At 54.8% G+C, this 14,411-nt stretch carries 19 protein-coding genes, 1 tRNA gene and 1 pseudogene; 6 read left to right on the forward strand and 15 right to left on the reverse strand.

What is annotated here, in order from left to right:
• Positions 1–29: 29 nt before the first annotated feature.
• The 3 genes from W02_RS12600 (at position 30) to arfB (ending at position 2,208) form a co-directional block, all read left to right on the forward strand.
• A complete protein-coding gene (locus tag W02_RS12600) occupies positions 30–1,340 on the forward strand; it encodes an aminotransferase class V-fold PLP-dependent enzyme (protein ID WP_197742009.1) in 1,311 nt (436 codons plus the stop codon).
• A gap of 102 nt (positions 1,341–1,442) precedes the next feature.
• Positions 1,443–1,667 carry a hypothetical protein gene (locus W02_RS12605; RefSeq protein ID WP_173048223.1) on the forward strand — a complete coding sequence of 75 codons (225 nt, stop codon included), beginning with the start codon at positions 1,443–1,445 and terminating at the stop codon, positions 1,665–1,667.
• A gap of 130 nt (positions 1,668–1,797) precedes the next feature.
• Complete coding sequence (gene arfB, locus W02_RS12610; RefSeq protein ID WP_173048225.1) at positions 1,798–2,208, forward strand: alternative ribosome rescue aminoacyl-tRNA hydrolase ArfB; 411 nt, start codon at positions 1,798–1,800, stop codon at positions 2,206–2,208.
• A 112-nt stretch (positions 2,209–2,320) separates the two neighbouring features.
• On the opposite strand, the gene W02_RS12615 is transcribed toward arfB, so the two are convergent.
• Both W02_RS12615 and W02_RS12620 read right to left on the reverse strand, forming a co-directional pair.
• Complete coding sequence (locus W02_RS12615; RefSeq protein WP_173048227.1) at positions 2,321–3,100, reverse strand: enoyl-ACP reductase; 780 nt, start codon at positions 3,098–3,100, stop codon at positions 2,321–2,323.
• A gap of 70 nt (positions 3,101–3,170) precedes the next feature.
• Positions 3,171–3,782, reverse strand: coding sequence for a mismatch-specific DNA-glycosylase (locus W02_RS12620; protein ID WP_173048229.1), 612 nt, complete (start codon positions 3,780–3,782; stop codon positions 3,171–3,173).
• A 94-nt stretch (positions 3,783–3,876) separates the two neighbouring features.
• Between W02_RS12620 and W02_RS12625 the strand changes: the two genes are divergently transcribed.
• A complete protein-coding gene (locus tag W02_RS12625; protein ID WP_173048232.1) occupies positions 3,877–4,143 on the forward strand; it encodes a hypothetical protein in 267 nt (88 codons plus the stop codon).
• Between the two features lie 56 nt (positions 4,144–4,199).
• Here W02_RS12625 and W02_RS12630 read toward each other — a convergent pair whose 3' ends face one another.
• From W02_RS12630 to W02_RS12680, 11 genes and pseudogenes are all read right to left on the reverse strand, one after another.
• Positions 4,200–4,724: an NUDIX domain-containing protein gene (locus W02_RS12630; RefSeq protein ID WP_173048234.1), complete on the reverse strand. Its 525-nt coding sequence runs from the start codon at positions 4,722–4,724 to the stop codon at positions 4,200–4,202.
• Positions 4,725–4,767: 43 nt separating this feature from the next.
• Positions 4,768–5,889, reverse strand: coding sequence for a glycine cleavage system aminomethyltransferase GcvT (gene gcvT, locus W02_RS12635; RefSeq protein WP_173048236.1), 1,122 nt, complete (start codon positions 5,887–5,889; stop codon positions 4,768–4,770).
• Positions 5,890–5,899: 10 nt separating this feature from the next.
• A pseudogene (locus W02_RS12640) lies at positions 5,900–6,235 on the reverse strand (FKBP-type peptidyl-prolyl cis-trans isomerase); the annotation flags it as partial.
• A gap of 75 nt (positions 6,236–6,310) precedes the next feature.
• The gene (locus W02_RS12645) at positions 6,311–7,528 is read right to left on the reverse strand and encodes an FIST N-terminal domain-containing protein (protein ID WP_173048240.1); all 1,218 of its coding nucleotides are present in this window, start codon (positions 7,526–7,528) and stop codon (positions 6,311–6,313) included.
• 29 nt (positions 7,529–7,557) lie between these two features.
• A complete protein-coding gene (locus W02_RS12650) occupies positions 7,558–7,785 on the reverse strand; it encodes a hypothetical protein (RefSeq protein WP_173048242.1) in 228 nt (75 codons plus the stop codon).
• A gap of 71 nt (positions 7,786–7,856) precedes the next feature.
• On the reverse strand, positions 7,857–9,056 hold the full coding sequence (locus W02_RS12655) for a P1 family peptidase (protein WP_173051474.1): 1,200 nt from the start codon (positions 9,054–9,056) through the stop codon (positions 7,857–7,859).
• A gap of 28 nt (positions 9,057–9,084) precedes the next feature.
• Complete coding sequence (locus W02_RS12660; RefSeq protein ID WP_173048244.1) at positions 9,085–9,936, reverse strand: TIGR00730 family Rossman fold protein; 852 nt, start codon at positions 9,934–9,936, stop codon at positions 9,085–9,087.
• 56 nt (positions 9,937–9,992) lie between these two features.
• Entirely contained in the window at positions 9,993–10,418 is a 426-nt protein-coding gene (locus W02_RS12665; RefSeq protein ID WP_173048246.1) for a hypothetical protein, read from the reverse strand.
• A 2-nt stretch (positions 10,419–10,420) separates the two neighbouring features.
• The gene (locus W02_RS12670; protein WP_173048248.1) at positions 10,421–10,804 is read right to left on the reverse strand and encodes a hypothetical protein; all 384 of its coding nucleotides are present in this window, start codon (positions 10,802–10,804) and stop codon (positions 10,421–10,423) included.
• Positions 10,801–11,331 (reverse strand): GNAT family N-acetyltransferase, encoded by a 531-nt coding sequence (locus W02_RS12675; RefSeq protein WP_173048250.1) that lies wholly within the window; start codon positions 11,329–11,331, stop codon positions 10,801–10,803. The genes W02_RS12670 and W02_RS12675 overlap by 4 nt, the downstream gene beginning before the upstream one ends.
• A 5-nt stretch (positions 11,332–11,336) precedes the next feature.
• Positions 11,337–11,951 carry a DUF502 domain-containing protein gene (locus W02_RS12680; protein ID WP_173048251.1) on the reverse strand — a complete coding sequence of 205 codons (615 nt, stop codon included), beginning with the start codon at positions 11,949–11,951 and terminating at the stop codon, positions 11,337–11,339.
• Positions 11,952–12,117: 166 nt separating this feature from the next.
• Here W02_RS12680 and W02_RS12685 point away from each other — a divergent pair, with 166 nt between their 5' ends.
• Positions 12,118–12,408, forward strand: coding sequence for a Trm112 family protein (locus W02_RS12685; protein ID WP_173048253.1), 291 nt, complete (start codon positions 12,118–12,120; stop codon positions 12,406–12,408).
• 680 nt (positions 12,409–13,088) lie between these two features.
• On the opposite strand, the gene W02_RS12690 is transcribed toward W02_RS12685, so the two are convergent.
• Positions 13,089–13,460 (reverse strand): hypothetical protein, encoded by a 372-nt coding sequence (locus tag W02_RS12690; protein ID WP_173048255.1) that lies wholly within the window; start codon positions 13,458–13,460, stop codon positions 13,089–13,091.
• Between the two features lie 92 nt (positions 13,461–13,552).
• On the reverse strand, positions 13,553–13,879 hold the full coding sequence (locus tag W02_RS12695; RefSeq protein WP_173048257.1) for a hypothetical protein: 327 nt from the start codon (positions 13,877–13,879) through the stop codon (positions 13,553–13,555).
• A 379-nt stretch (positions 13,880–14,258) separates the two neighbouring features.
• Here W02_RS12695 and W02_RS12700 point away from each other — a divergent pair.
• Positions 14,259–14,333: transfer RNA gene (locus tag W02_RS12700), tRNA-Gly, on the forward strand.
• Positions 14,334–14,411 lie beyond the last annotated feature (78 nt).

The following is a 14,411-nucleotide window of genomic DNA, read 5'->3' on the forward strand; positions in this document are numbered from 1 at the left end:
CTGGTCCAAGCTCTGGAGAAGAGAGACTCATGTCTTCCATTGATCGACGCAGTTTTCTCATCCGAACCGGGCTCGCAATCGGCTCCGCAGCCCTGTCCGGAGCGCTCCCGGCTGCTCCGGCGTCCGCGGTATCGCCAGCATCTTCGTTCGAGGATTGGCGTACCCTAAGGGCGCAATTCAGCCTGGCGCCGGATGTGATCCACCTGGCAGGATTTTTTCTCGCATCGCATCCGAAACCTGTGAGAGAGGCTATTGAGCGACACCGCCAAGGGCTGGATGCCGACCCCATCGGTTATTGGTTTGGACATGAAACGAAGCAAGAGGCGGCAGTACTTCAGGCGGCCGGGTCATATCTGGGGTGCGACCCCACCGAGATTGCCTTGACCGATAGTACAACCATGGGCCTGGGGCTTCTTTACGGGGGGCTCCGCCTGCTGCCAGGACAAGAGATTCTCACGACGACACACGATCATTATTCAACGGAAACCTCCCTACGCCTTCGGGCTGAACGGACCGGGGCTACGGTGCGCAGGATTTCGCTTTATCAAGATATACGGAGTGTGTCGCGTGAGGCATTAGTGGATGCATTGATGTCAAACATTCATCAATCAACCAGGATCGTCGCAGTGACCTGGGTGCATTCGAGCACTGGACTCAAGCTTCCGATTGCGGAGTTTGGGCAGGCACTGCGGAGGCTGAATGAGTCACGAGATGAGAGAGAGCGGGTTCTGTTATGTGTCGACGGGGTGCATGCGCTTGGCGTGGAGAATTTCCGCGTCACCGATTTGCAATGCGATTTTCTGATTGCAGGAACTCATAAATGGATGTTCGGTCCACGAGGAACGGGCCTGGTATGGGGGCGCGAAAGCGCCTGGCCAGTGGCGAATGCGATTATTCCGACATTTAATACCGAAGCCTATGACATGTGGATGAATTCCATTCCTCCTAGACCGTTGCCTATGTCGGTGTATATGACTCCAGGAGGGTTTCACTCGTTTGAGCACCGATGGGCGCTTGACGCGGCTTTCTCACTGCACCAATCTATTGGAAAGGGTCGTGTGACGGAGCGGATCTATCAGCTAAATCAGCAATTAAAGCAGGGATTGGCGCGCATGCCGCAGATCCTCCTCCATACACCGATGTCCCAGGAATTGTCTGCGGGAATCGTGTGCTTCGAGGTCGATGGGAGGCCTCCCGAGCGTGTCGTTGACAGGCTGCGTCAAATGAAGATTGTCGGAAGCGTCACACCCTATGCGAATCGATACGTTCGACTGGCTCCCGGGGTCCTCAATGACCCCGCAGAAATCGATCACGTGCTCGGTGCAATGAAAAATCTGTGAATACAAGGAATTATGTTTTCCCCCTCCTTCGGGGCATTGAACCGCACTGCGAGTTTCGGCGATAAAATGAGATCTGAATGACAGAAATGAGGTTGTCGTCCTATGTCCCAGATTCTAAACCTGAGTGAACATACGACCGATGAGGAGCTTCAGCGACTCACGACGCTTCTTCTTTTTCATCTTGTCGAGCGTTGCGGGGGCCAAGTACAGTTCAAACTTGAGGATGCCCAGCGGGTCAGATCCAGCCTGACGACAAAGATGGTTCAAATGCAGGTGGGAGATGAAGTGCGGATCAGAATCATCGACCGCCTTCCCGAGTTACAGTAATCATCCTACGCCGGATCTGCAATTCATTTGTCGGCATTGCGAGTGTGGAAGCCAAAAGTTAAGGCGTACGTCTGCGCATTGATGTTGATCTACTATGTGTGACTAATCGATTCTGATCAGCCTAGGTGCGATGCTCCACATTTCATTGCAGATTGCCATTCCGGACTCCGAAATAGACATCCATGCCATCCGGTCGCAGGGGGCCGGAGGGCAGCACGTCAATAAAGTGTCATCAGCTGTGCATTTGCGGTTCAATATTGGGGCCTCCTCCTTGCCTGCGTTCTATAAAGAAGCATTGCTGAAACTGAATGATCACAGAATCTCAACCGATGGCATGATCACCATCAAAGCGCAACAGTATCGGAGCCAAGAGCAAAACCGCGAGGATGCGCTCGAACGGTTGAAGGCATTGATTCAAAGCGTCACGATTCCACGAAAGAAGCGCAGGCCGACCAAACCAACCAAGAATTCCCAGAATAGAAGGCTTGAGAGTAAGAAAAAGGCGGGACGATTGAAAGCGTTGCGTCGATCCGTTGAGTGAACATTGCAGGCGCTTCAACGGACTGTGCAAAGCCGCTGCAATGCCTATAGGTCCACCTGCATAGGCTGTTTACGGTGTGAAAACGCAGGTGACGAGGTGGTTTAATAGTCGCCTATTCCATTGGGACGAGAGATCCCAAAATGTGATATCCCCCATCCACGTAGATGACTTCTCCGGTAATGCCCCGCCCTAACGCACTGATAAGAAACATGGCCGTGTCTCCGACCTCGCCCTGTTCCGTTGCGCGCCGGAGAGGGGCACACTCCTTATGATGATCCACCATCTTGCTGATCCCGGAGACGCCTCGCGCTGCGAGTGTCTTGATGGGACCGGCAGATATCGCATTGACTCGAATGTTCTTGGGACCGAGGTCATGGGCCAAGTACCTCACCGTGGCCTCTAATGCAGCCTTGGCAACACCCATGACATTGTAATGCTGCACGACGCGCTCCGCGCCGAGATAAGTCAGTGTGACCACCGACCCGCCGTTGGGCATCAATGGAAGCGCAGCCTTCGTGACGGCGACGAGAGAGTAGGCGCTCACATCAAGGGCGGTAGCAAATCCCTTGCGCGTGGTATTGACGAATTGTCCTGTCAGTTCCTCCCGAGGCGCGAAGGCAACCGAGTGCACAAGGAAATCGATCGTGCCGGCCTCTTGCTGAACATGCTGCATCAGGGCCGCAATGTCGTTATCATTTCCCACGTCGCAGGGGAAGGCCTTCGCTCCCGACACCGTGGCGGCCAGTTCTTCCACGTTGTCCTTCAAACGCTCGTTTTGGTAGTTAAATAGAAGTTTTGCTCCTTGGGCAGCCGAGGACTGCGCAATGGCCCAGGCAATGCTGTGTTTGTTGGCGACGCCGATCACGAGACCGGTTTTCCCCTCTAGTAGCATAGCGCTCCTCTAATTCAGTTATGCATGTTCAAATTGGACGGTCACTGAATGGCCAAGATAGCATGAATGATCAGTCCCTTGCATCGATTGCGCGTCGAAGTTCCTGGAACGCGGCCAGCATCACCGCATAGGAATAGTGGGCATTCCTACCGCTGGGGTTCGGAAGGAGAAAAATTGGTGTTTCGCCGAGAGTCTGCGGCTGATATCCCAACCGAAAACGCCGGCGTGAGGAATCTGGAAAGAGAGAACGATAGATCGTCACTCCAAGCAAGGCAACAAGACGCGGGCGATACTGCCCGACAACGTCGTGAAGACGTCTGGTGCCGATAATATACTCGTGTTGTGACAACCCATCAATTCCGGACGTTGCGCGCGGGATGATATTCGTAATGCCAAGCTGCCATTCAAGCAATCGTCGGTCATCCTCATACGACAGACGTTCCGGGACGAGTGCGGAGTCGAAGAGGAGTTTCCAAAAGCGGTTCGAATAGCCGGCGAAGTGATGCCCGACTGAGGCCGAGCGCATTCCTGGATTGATACCGACAAAGAGTACACGAAGGCCATGGGTCAGGTAATCGGGAAGGACGCGTTTTGGTATGGGCAGTGAACGGCCAATTGGGTGTTGAGGCGGTTTGGTTGTCGTCTTGCTATATTGCCCCACCCACTTGACTTTGGAAGGCATTAGTTCTCTGGTACGGTTTTGCAACACATTGTTATTTCAAAATATAGTGCGTGAGAAGTGTCGGCACCGACTTTGCTGAACAACTGGATAGGCAGTGCCGATTGACAGGCACACAACTCAAATTCAAGGGAGGTTACTTACTATGAAGCGCATGTTGATGGCAATCATGGCAGTTGCGGTTGCAATTTCCTTCAGCGCTCCTTCTTTCGCCGGCGAAGAGAAGAAGGACAAGAAGGATGAAAAGAAGGGCGGCCACGTTCTCGTCTATGGTGAAGAAAAGAAGGACAAGAAGGACGAGAAGAAGGGCGGCCACGCGGACGAGAAGAAGGACGCGAAGAAGGACGAAAAGAAGGGTCACTGATCCTTTTTGGCGAGCAAGTCGGCTTGAGGGGCCGCCCGCCAAGAGCGGTCGGTCCCTCAAGCACCTTCCCTACCGATCCCCTCAACATAGATCGACAGTAAGCCCACCATCGTTTTTGCGTCTCGAATTGCGCCCGAACGGATCATAGCGACGGCTTCTTGAAGGGACAATTCGACGACATCCAGTACCTCGTCCTTATCGAGGTGCTGATGGCCTTTCGTGAGATCAGTTGCGCGATAAATGTGAATGACTTCGTCGGTAAAGCCCGGGGCGGTGAAGACGCTCGACAGGAGTTCGAGAGTCCCCGCCCTATAGCCGATTTCCTCCTCAAGTTCACGCGAGGCGCAGGCTTGAGGATCTTCACCTGGATAGAGCTTTCCTGCCGGGATTTCATAAATAAAACCGCCAGCCGCGTGCCGAAATTGGCGGACGAGCATGACGGTTCCATCTGGCTTTAGCGGAACAACGGCCGCTGCGCCGGGGTGTCGTACGACTTCGAGGTCCACGGTTACTCCGTTCGGCAGCGCAACCGAGTCGATATTCACGGTGATCACTTTTCCGTTGAAGATATTCTTGCTCACCACAGCGGGTCAGGCTCCAATAAAGCGGATCGCCGGTACGTTCTTATGAAGATGTGGTCTTTGGTCCGGCTTTGAGTCTCTGGTAGAACGGCGGTTTGACGATGTGTGCCGGAAACAATTTCCCTCGAATATCTATCGTAACCTGTGTTCCCGGCTTCGTATGAGCAATCTCCACGTATCCGAGGCCGATGCCTTTCTGCAGGAGCGGGGAAAGATTGCCGCTCGTGACCTCCCCGATGACATGTGAGGAAGACGGATCGAGAATGCGGAAGCCGTGCCGGGGCACTCCTTTTTCCAGCAGTTCGAAGGCCACAAATCGTCGTGAGGTACCGGTTTGTTTTTGTCGGTGAAGGGCATCCCGTCCGATGAACGTTCCCTTCTCGAGATCCACGGTCCATTCGGCCGCTGCCTCTAAAGGGGTGATGTCCTCGTTCATGTCGTTCCCGTAGAGCAGGTATGCCATCTCAAGCCTCAGGAGATCACGAGCGCCCAATCCGGCGGCTTTGAGACCGAACCCGCGCCCAGCCTCGAGCAACCGATTCCAGAGGAGCGAGGCTTTCTCCGCCACCACGTTGAGCTCGTATCCCAGCTCCCCTGTGTATCCGGTTCTGGCGATGAAGCACGGAATTCCGGACACGGTACTGTCGCAGCAATGGTGGAGTTTGAGGGTTTCGATGTCCGCCGCACCAAGCGATGCCAGAATTGCTCGGGAAGTTGGTCCCTGCAGGGCGATTTGAGCCAGGTCGGTCGAGCGATTGTCGATCGTGCACGCATCTTCCTGGCGACGGTTCTGTTGCATCCAATCCACGATCTTCCGGAGATTCGAAGCATTGACGCATACGAGGAATTCGGTCTCATTGGTTCGATAGACAAACACGTCATCCTTAATTCCGCCGCGATCGTTGCAGATCATTGAATAGTGAGCCTGTCCTACGGAGAGACGGGTCACATTATTGGTGGTGACATACTGAAGGTATGAGGCGCTTGAAGCTCCGGAGACGACCACGCGGCCCATATGGCTGACGTCGAAGAGACCGGCATGTGTTCTGACGGAATGGTATTCATCGACGACGCCGGTATATTGAATCGGCATCTCCCACCCGGCAAAATCGACGAGTTTGGCTCCTCCCTGGCGGTGTTGTTCGATGAGTGGGGTGTGCAGCATTGGTAAGAGATTAGACGACTTTAAGCAATTCAACGTCGAAAATCAGCGTGGCATGCGGGGGAATCGCCCCTCCGGCTCCGCGCGCGCCGTACCCTAGTTGCGGTGGAATAATCAATTGGCGCTTGCCTCCCACCTTCATACCCTGTACGCCTTCATCCCAGCCCTTGATGACTCGTCCTGCCCCGAGAGGAAAAGAAAATGGCTGGCCTCGGTCGACGGAGCTGTCGAACTGTTTCCCGTTTTCCAGCCTGCCGGCATAGTGCACGATCACGGTTTTCCCCGCCACCGCCACGTCTCCGCTCCCGACGGCCTGATCGATGTACTGAAGGCCTGAAGAAGTGGTAATTTCCTTTCCAGTGGCATCGTGTTCGCTCATAGCTGAGTCCCCCCTTTGCGACGGTGTTGAGGTGACGTCTCTGACTCAAATCTGTGACGCGTCGGGCTCTGAAAATACGGCAAGGCTCGCCGTATAACCATGCAGGAAGTTCTTCCCTCCGACCGGACCGATTTCTCCCTGCGCGAAGAACCCGGCAAGCGGGAGGTCCCCCAACCGCTCACGGACGACTCCGGTGTCGTGATGCGGCCTGCCGAACAATCCCTCTCCCCGCCCGCAACAGCTGAATAGCAGGGCGCCAAGTGGTGGGTTGGAATACTTCGACCGGTCCGCCGCAAGCAGAAAATGCAGGTCTTCACTTGCGGATCTGGCATCTCGAAGATGAAATTGCAGTGTTTGACCCTCCCGAACGACATCGCCGATGGCAATTGCGCCGGCCTCTTGGTCTGCGCCCATCAGATTGCGCACGAGAAAGTCACCCCGATCAAAATGACTTTTATGCTCGTCGATGACAATGCCCACATGGAGCGCACGATGAGCAATCCGACGCTCAGGGCTTTCAAGAGATTCGAAGACATCCTGCAGACGGCGCAAGGCGGGAAGTCCACCGAGCTCATAAACAAGATTCCCTTCGGCCTTAGTCACGACGAATCGTTCGCCGATCGGGCAGCATCCTTGTGAAATGATCGAGCGAATCACGACGGGTCCGGTGAGCTGGACACCGACGAGGCCTGCTTCATATACCGTCTCGTCCAGTAGTAATCTATTTTCTCCGGATCCGTGTCCGCCTCCAGCGAGACCTCCGATTGCCTTTCCGTTCGGATACCGCTCCGCCATAAGCGTCAACACGTCATCCACTGGGGTAGAAAACGGATCGGCCAAGAGAAGAAAGGTGGACTCGAGGACGCTCGGTTCCGGCCATCCTTTGAGCTGAATGTGATCCTGCTCAGCGGTGAACGTCAGGCGCAGCGGTTTCACGTGGACTTTCGGCAATCGCGCTGTCCACAGCGTCAGCGCCGCAGCTGTTTCCACTTCTTCCGTGCCAGCGATGATGCCGGTTCCTGAGCAGCCGAGGCAGGCGCCGACGCGAAGCTCTTCTTTGAGCATGGCGGAAATCAGCCCAGCCTTCTCCACATGATGAGGAGAAAAAAAGATACATGCGAGGTCCATCGGCTCGTGGCCGATTTGCGACCGGATAGCATCGGCCAGATCCCGCACGGCGGCTTCCGTGTCGGTCTTGCGGGAGAGGGCAGAGGCGAACTGCAGTGTGGCGGACGTAGTCGTCCGGGTTGTGTGAGCAGTCATGGTTACACAGCGCTTATTAAGGATGTGCGTTATACGCCTGGGTTCATGCGTTCGGCGCGATCTTGCGCGAGTTTTCGGTAATAACGCCAGACGTAGTGGTAATAGTCGTCCAGTTGTGCCAGCAGATAATGTAGTTCAGTCGGGTCTTCTGTTTCCAATGCCCGCACCATGCGGGTCTTCAAGAATTCGCCAAAGGCCTCGGTCTTTTCCACCGCCGTCAGGAGACGCAACCCGCCGCCGATTTGATACTCGTTCATACGGAGACTCCGTGGTCACCAGGCGCCGCAAAAGGATAACGAGCGTGTGCAACAAATTGCAAGCCGCCGCCTCATCGCTGTTCCGTCCTTGGTTCGATGAGTGCACGCAAACGTGTCAGTGAGATGGCTTCCACCCGCCGGTCGTCCCGACCTACCACCGTGGTGGCCATGGTCAGGGCATTCAGAACGGCTTCCTCCGTCGCTTCAACGGTCGCCGCAATCAATGGGTTGAGATGCGTGTCGGCCAGATGAGTCAGTGCGAACGTAGGCGTCTGAGGGTAGTGCGGAATGACGTTGGCAGTAGAGAATGCCAGGATGAAATCCCCGCTTCCATGTCTGGCCGTGGAACCGGTGCGGGCCAATCCAAGAGCTGCACGTTTAGCTAATCTGCTCAATTGGCGCCCGTCGAGGGGTGCATCGGTGGCGATGACAATGATGATGGACCCCTCGCTCATTCCAGGATGAACGGACTGAGCCACCGGGGTGTCGGTGTCATACAGTTTTCCGACGGGAACTCCCGAGACGACCAATTCAGGACGGCGGCCATGGTTGGCATTGACCAATACGCCGATGGTATAGCCATTCTCTTTTTCTGAAAGGCGTCGCGAGGCCGATCCGATCCCTCCTTTGAAACCATAAGAGACCATTCCCGTTCCGGCACCCACCGATCCTTCGATGACCGCTCCGCTGGATGCTTGATCAAGAGCCCGGACGACATCGCGCTCGGAGACGTGACGCCCTTGGATATCGTTCAACCGGCCGTCGTCACATTCCGCCACGACCGGTGTCAGCGTGTCGTCGGTGATGCCGATATCGGGGTAGCGTGCGATCATCCAGTCCATGATGCCGTTCGCGACACGCGGCACGTTCAATGTGTTGGTCAGGGCCACTGGATACTCGAGGAAGCCGGATTCGGCCACCCATGCCAATCCGGTCATCTCACCGGTGCCGTTGAGTACGAACGAACCGGCGGGGACTTTGTTATGCCACACGTCCTCGCGCGGGATGATGACGGTCACGCCAGTTCTCACCGGCCCGATTCCGGGGTTAAGAGGACCCTCTCCAGAAATAAGGGTGGTATGTCCGACCTTCACTCCTCCGACATCGGTAATGGCATTCAGGGGGCCTGGGGGGTAGGACCCAACGACAATCCCCAAATCCCGTATTCGATGGCGTATTGCGTCGGCATCCTGAGCGGCAACAAGAGGCGCTCCTTCAAGGCTGCAGCCGAGCGCGGCGTATGTAAGTGCCGCGATCACGACTCGCGTCATCACACGGGAACGTCCTCTTGAAGCGTGTTTATGACGAAGAAATACCATGGTGCCGGGCAATCAGTTCCCATGCCTCCTGTGCGGTTTCTGCGTAATGGAACAATCCAAGGTCTTGTTGGGCAATGAGCCCATCCTGCACGAGCAATTGCCAATTGATGAGTCGATCCCAGAAATCCCTTCCGACCAGTACGACGAGAATATTGCTGATCTTGCCGGTCTGGAGGAGCGTCAGGGTTTCGAAGAGTTCATCAAGCGTGCCGAATCCACCTGGAAATGCCACCAAGGCTTTGGCTCTGATGAGGAAGTGCATCTTTCGAATGCCGAAGTATCGGAACTGAAAGCTCAACTCGGGAGTGATGTACGGATTGGGGTGTTGCTCATGGGGCAGGGTAATGTTGAGTCCTATGGATTTGGCGTTTACGTCAGAGGCACCGCGGTTCGCGGCCTCCATGATGCCGGGGCCACCGCCGGTCACAATAACGTAATCGCAACGGCCGCTTATCTGGCAGACGGAAGAGACCATGCGGGCAAAATCGCGGGCGATTTCATAATACTTCGACAGCGCGACTTGACGTTTGGCCTTCTCAAGTTCCTGGATGTCTGATGGATTGCCTGGGCCGTTGGCGATAAGGCGTTCGACGTCTTGCAGTGCACTCTGCGCGATGGACGTCTCTTGAAGCCGAGCGCTTCCGAAGACCACAATAGTGGAGCGGATGCCTTGCTCCCCCAATTCCAGCTCGGGTTTTAGCAGTTCGAGTCCAAGGCGAACTGATCGGAGTTCTCCGCGCTGAAGGAATTCGGTATCGTGGTCGGCAGGGATAAAAGATGACGAAGAGAACGGTGGGTCGGTCGATGAACTGTGGGCGGAAGAAGGCTCCATACGGTGCGTAGTATAGCCGGAGGGGTGACGTGCGGCAATTCGGACTGCCTGTTGGGTCAAAAAGGGATCGGATTGAAGCGTGGCCCGGCATCTCGGTGAAGAAATGCGTGATGGCTGACTATGCCCTGCGGATCGTAGAACACCTCAAAGGCATCCGCACCCAACCCGGTGCGAGAAATGACGAGATCCGGATCAACCGGGGACCAGAATCTGAACACCCAGCCGAAGTTGACGCGTGAATATTTGAGGTCCATGAACCGGTACGTGGCGACGATCCCTTCATTGGAATCGGACAGGGCATCGGGCGTTCCCAATGTCGCGAGGACATCACCAAACGTGGTCTTGCCGGGCTCAATGAATGCCACATCGTTCGGCGTCAAGGGATGGTTGATGGTGATGCGGGCGATGTTGCACCCACTGGCGCAGACAAGAGCGGCGAACAAGAGGGGGCCGAACAAAGTCGTACGCAGGAATCGGTGCATCCTTAATCTCCGAAGGGCCAGAATCGAAATTCCATTCCCTGGGTTCGACGCGATGAAATAACATCCTCGACGACCCCTTCACGGTTGAGAAGGACGAAGACGTCATCACTCTTCACGGAGACGCGAGAAAAATTGATTAAAATGAGAAGTAGGCTTCCCGCTTTCGCATCGTATCGGTAGTACTGAAATACATCCCGTCCGTTGACTTGGAGGATGCGGTCCGGAGCCCCAAGGTAAGCGAGCACATCTGCGGTCCGACTGACTCCCTTTTGAATGGCTGCGATGGATTCGGGTTTAATGTCGTCTCCAATCGTTCCACGATTGAGCGCACAGCCGTGACTCGACCCTATCAGGACCAAGAAAAGCAGGAGTGTTCGTGCAATCATACGGATTCCTCTTGTGTATCGCGTTGGGATGTCAATGAATGAGGTGGAAGGACGAAATCTTGTTCATAGACGATGTACTTCGAACACAGGAGACCGACGCGGCGGTAAACGGTTTGGGCGGTCTGGTTGTCACGTTCGACGTAGAGCCTGACGCCGCAGACACGGGCATCTGCTCTGACCATCTCGATGATCCTTTCGTGCATCCGACGATAGACGCCACGCCGGCGATAGGCGGGATCGACATAGACACTTTGAATCCACCAGAAGACGGCGTTGCGCCAGTCGCTCCATTCGAATGTGATCATCAATTGTCCAACCAGGCGGGGCTGCGGACTGCCTTGATTCTCCGCAACCATGAAAAATCCTCGATCGGGAGCGTTGAGCACGGCTCGCGTGCCGTCCAGAAGGCGTGGACGGTCAAGCGTTCGGCCCTCGGTCTCAAGCGACATGGCCATGCTGAAGGTGACGATTGAGTCTTCATCTTCCGGTCTAGCCGTTCGGATGATGAGGCTGTCTGACGGCGGCATAGGTGTCAGGCGGACATCCTTGGCGCGCCCAACCAATCGGCGCCCGGTTGATAAAAGCCGGCTGAAAATTCCATCTTCATGGCATCTTCAGGCAGAAGGTTGAGCGGGTGAAGCTGGCGGTGCGGCACGAAGGCGAGAAATCCCGTAAACGGGTGGATGGCGGTTGGGACGAATATCATCATGAGGTTATCTGCCTGGTCGACTTGGAGAGGGGCTGGAGCAGTCCCCATCACAAAACCGAGAGCCCAGACGCCGTCGCGGGGAAATGGGAAGGCCACCACTGTGCTGCGTCCGAATCGAGATCGGAATTGAAATAGGTCGGCCATGCCTTTGAGGGTGAGATAAATGCTCCTAACGAAAGGAATATTGTCGATCCAGCGTTCAGTCGAGTCCAGCAGCCTGCGTCCAAGCATATGCGTGGCGATCATTCCGGTCACCATGACCAAAATGAAAAAGATGCCCAGACCGATCATCGGTTTGGCCGATATGCCCAGATTGTTCAGAAGGTCTGCAATGGCTGAATTGACGGTTGAGACCAGAGTCGCGAGGATGATCAATGTGGCCCATCCAGGGACTAGGATCAGCAGACCTGTGAGGAATTTCCGCCAGAACACATTCACGGGTGCGCCATATTACGTGTTGTGTGAGCAGTCAGTCTAACAGAATTTGTGTCCTGAATGGAGCGAGGAATTCGACTTGATCCCTGGGAATTCGACTTGATCTCTGGGAATGAGTACTCTATTCTGGTGCGCCTTGAGTGATTTCCTAGAATCAAGGAGTCATGAGATGGTTGAAGAACCTGGATTGAAACGCCCGGCCCGAGTTGACAAAGATCTGCTGGCGATTCTCTGTTGCCCGGAGACAAAACTTGAAGTCAGTCTTGCAGATAGCGCGTTGGTCGACAAACTCAACCAGGCCATCAGCCGAGGGACCCTTAAAAACAAAGCCAAGAAACTCGTGATGGAACCACTGGACGGTGGACTCATCCGTGCAGACAGAAAAGTTCTCTATCCGGTCAGGGAAGACATTCCGGTCATGCTCATTGAGGAAGGGATTCCTCTCGACGACAGCATCTAGCCTCGGAACAAGCACCTACCACCATGGTGTTCTGCTCCCCAACTTTGCCGAATTACGAGTCCAACTTATTGATTATCTGTCTTCGAGCCGGTTGATGTGCCGCACTGCCGACAGAAGTACTCATAGAGGTTTCCTGTTGGCAAGACAAGAAGCAACCGCTCTCTCGTCGGTGTAGCGGTACGGCAACGAGGGCAATAGAGGAGAGACGCGTTGAGCGATTCAAACTGATCAGGTTGGTCGGCTCCCCCTGGCCTAGGGGACCTGTTGGAACGAGGGGACATTCCTGGTGGCCATGATGTTCCGGGCGGACGACGCGGAGGAGAAGCCATGGCAGATTCTACGCGGGTATAGATTGGACGGTCAACGTCGGTTCAAGACAGAGGTTGATTTACCAGAACGGCCCCGTTCGGGGATTAGCAGTCGCATCGACAGCGGGCCTGAGCATCTTCCAGATCACCCTTCCAGTCTGAACTATTCCGTAGAGGAGCACTCCACTCAGGAGACCATAAAAACCTGCCGTGCTCCAGGGCCAGAGGTGCGGGGCGTGGAGCATTACGCCGAGGGCGATGTGACCACCTACTCCGAGGCACAGGGCGAAAATGATCCATTCGCGCATCACGGTGGGTTCCTGCCTCTGGATGATTGCAGCGCGTAAGTGGACGACCGACAAGAAGGATCGCTTAGATTGCCGACGCCTTTGCGGATTCAATCTCTGTAGCCGTGATCAGACTGGAGAGGTAATCGGCTACAAAATTCAGTGCTTCTTCTCTCCCATCGGCACGCCGTCCTTTTTCTCTGCGCTGAACAGACAATTCGTGATCCAGATCCGACTTCACCTCCGTGAGGACCCGCTGAAGGGATGAAGGAGTGAGATTTGCATCCATGTCCTCTAGCTCTTGGCACCGATCAAGCACCCAGTTCAGTCCCTCGATTCTTCCGGCGTAGTGCTCCTGTTCCGCCGTATCAATGCGGGCCATCGCGGTTGCAAATGTCTGGGCTTCATAGACGAGATTGTAGAAACTGGTCACAGCTCGCTGTAGGGTCGGGTTCATAGAACTCCTTTATGGACCGAGAGAATATGTTAACCCCCCAATTATACATGAGATTGAAATCGCAACAAGGAAAATTTTTAGGTGAATACCAGTTACGTAAACAGCAGTGAATGGAATTCGTTCATGAAACCGTAGTAAAGCGGAGCGAAGTCTTTCAAGCTGTCGGGGCTGGTTTCTTTCAGGCGTTTGAAAAAAAATACTTGCGTGCGCGGATCCAGTTGTTCAAGCAAATGGCTGAGTTGGGCCATGCTGTAGCTGCCGGCCGGAACGCTGAGAATGTAGTGAACCAGACGTTCGACGAACTGTTGCGCAATATATTCGGTGCTGAGGTATCCGTCAGGCAATTTGCCTGCGGTGAGGAATTCATCAAATGGAATCGCTTGAGCCGCGAAGGGACCCTGCTGCTGAGAGGAAGTCACGCTGGAGGTACCTCACGGGAAATGGCGGATCTAAACCACTCCGACAACTTTACTGGAGGTGTTTTAAGCCGTCAAGTGCGAAGAAGGAGCAGTTCGACTGAGCCAAAAGACTGATAGATCATTGGGAAGGAGCCAATCGCTTCGCATATAGCGTGTTCGAGCTAGAGGCTGCTTTGTAGAGAATATAGGAGATAATCGGAGATCGCCGAGGCCTTTCGTCTAAGCAGAAACGTCGTGAGTGAGATGAATCTTCAAATTAGAATGCATAACCGTACGAGTCGTTTGTAGACTCGTCAATTCGCTGCTGGGTGTTTTCGGTTGCTTGACAGTGCCATAACCGGTCAGTAGAATCCTGACCTTCCTGGCAGACTTCCTTCGAGCGGGAATAGCTCAGTGGTAGAGCATCGCCTTGCCAAGGCGAGGGTCGAGGGTTCAAATCCCTTTTCCCGCTCCATTCTTTTTCTTCCGTCTGATTTCGACGTGACCTGTCACGTTCGCGTAAACCCCTCGACTTTCACGGTAAGGTCAGAAT

The organism is Nitrospira sp. KM1 (assembly GCF_011405515.1).
Taxonomy (GTDB): Bacteria; Nitrospirota; Nitrospiria; order Nitrospirales; family Nitrospiraceae; genus Nitrospira_C.

Bases quoted from the DNA above. Each gene is read 5' to 3' on its own strand.
- W02_RS12600 (WP_197742009.1), top strand. From the start codon at position 30: ATGTCTTCCATTGATCGACGCAGTTTTCTCATCCGAACCGGGCTCGCA.
- W02_RS12605 (WP_173048223.1), top strand. From the start codon at position 1,443: ATGTCCCAGATTCTAAACCTGAGTGAACATACGACCGATGAGGAGCTT.
- arfB (WP_173048225.1), top strand. From the start codon at position 1,798: ATGCTCCACATTTCATTGCAGATTGCCATTCCGGACTCCGAAATAGAC.
- W02_RS12615 (WP_173048227.1), bottom strand. From the start codon at position 3,100: ATGCTACTAGAGGGGAAAACCGGTCTCGTGATCGGCGTCGCCAACAAA.
- W02_RS12620 (WP_173048229.1), bottom strand. From the start codon at position 3,782: ATGCCTTCCAAAGTCAAGTGGGTGGGGCAATATAGCAAGACGACAACC.
- gcvT (WP_173048236.1), bottom strand. From the start codon at position 5,889: ATGCTGCACACCCCACTCATCGAACAACACCGCCAGGGAGGAGCCAAA.
- W02_RS12645 (WP_173048240.1), bottom strand. From the start codon at position 7,528: ATGACTGCTCACACAACCCGGACGACTACGTCCGCCACACTGCAGTTC.
- W02_RS12650 (WP_173048242.1), bottom strand. From the start codon at position 7,785: ATGAACGAGTATCAAATCGGCGGCGGGTTGCGTCTCCTGACGGCGGTG.
- W02_RS12655 (WP_173051474.1), bottom strand. From the start codon at position 9,056: ATGACGCGAGTCGTGATCGCGGCACTTACATACGCCGCGCTCGGCTGC.
- W02_RS12660 (WP_173048244.1), bottom strand. From the start codon at position 9,936: ATGGAGCCTTCTTCCGCCCACAGTTCATCGACCGACCCACCGTTCTCT.
- W02_RS12665 (WP_173048246.1), bottom strand. From the start codon at position 10,418: ATGCACCGATTCCTGCGTACGACTTTGTTCGGCCCCCTCTTGTTCGCC.
- W02_RS12670 (WP_173048248.1), bottom strand. From the start codon at position 10,804: ATGATTGCACGAACACTCCTGCTTTTCTTGGTCCTGATAGGGTCGAGT.
- W02_RS12675 (WP_173048250.1), bottom strand. From the start codon at position 11,331: ATGCCGCCGTCAGACAGCCTCATCATCCGAACGGCTAGACCGGAAGAT.
- W02_RS12685 (WP_173048253.1), top strand. From the start codon at position 12,118: ATGGTTGAAGAACCTGGATTGAAACGCCCGGCCCGAGTTGACAAAGAT.
- W02_RS12690 (WP_173048255.1), bottom strand. From the start codon at position 13,460: ATGAACCCGACCCTACAGCGAGCTGTGACCAGTTTCTACAATCTCGTC.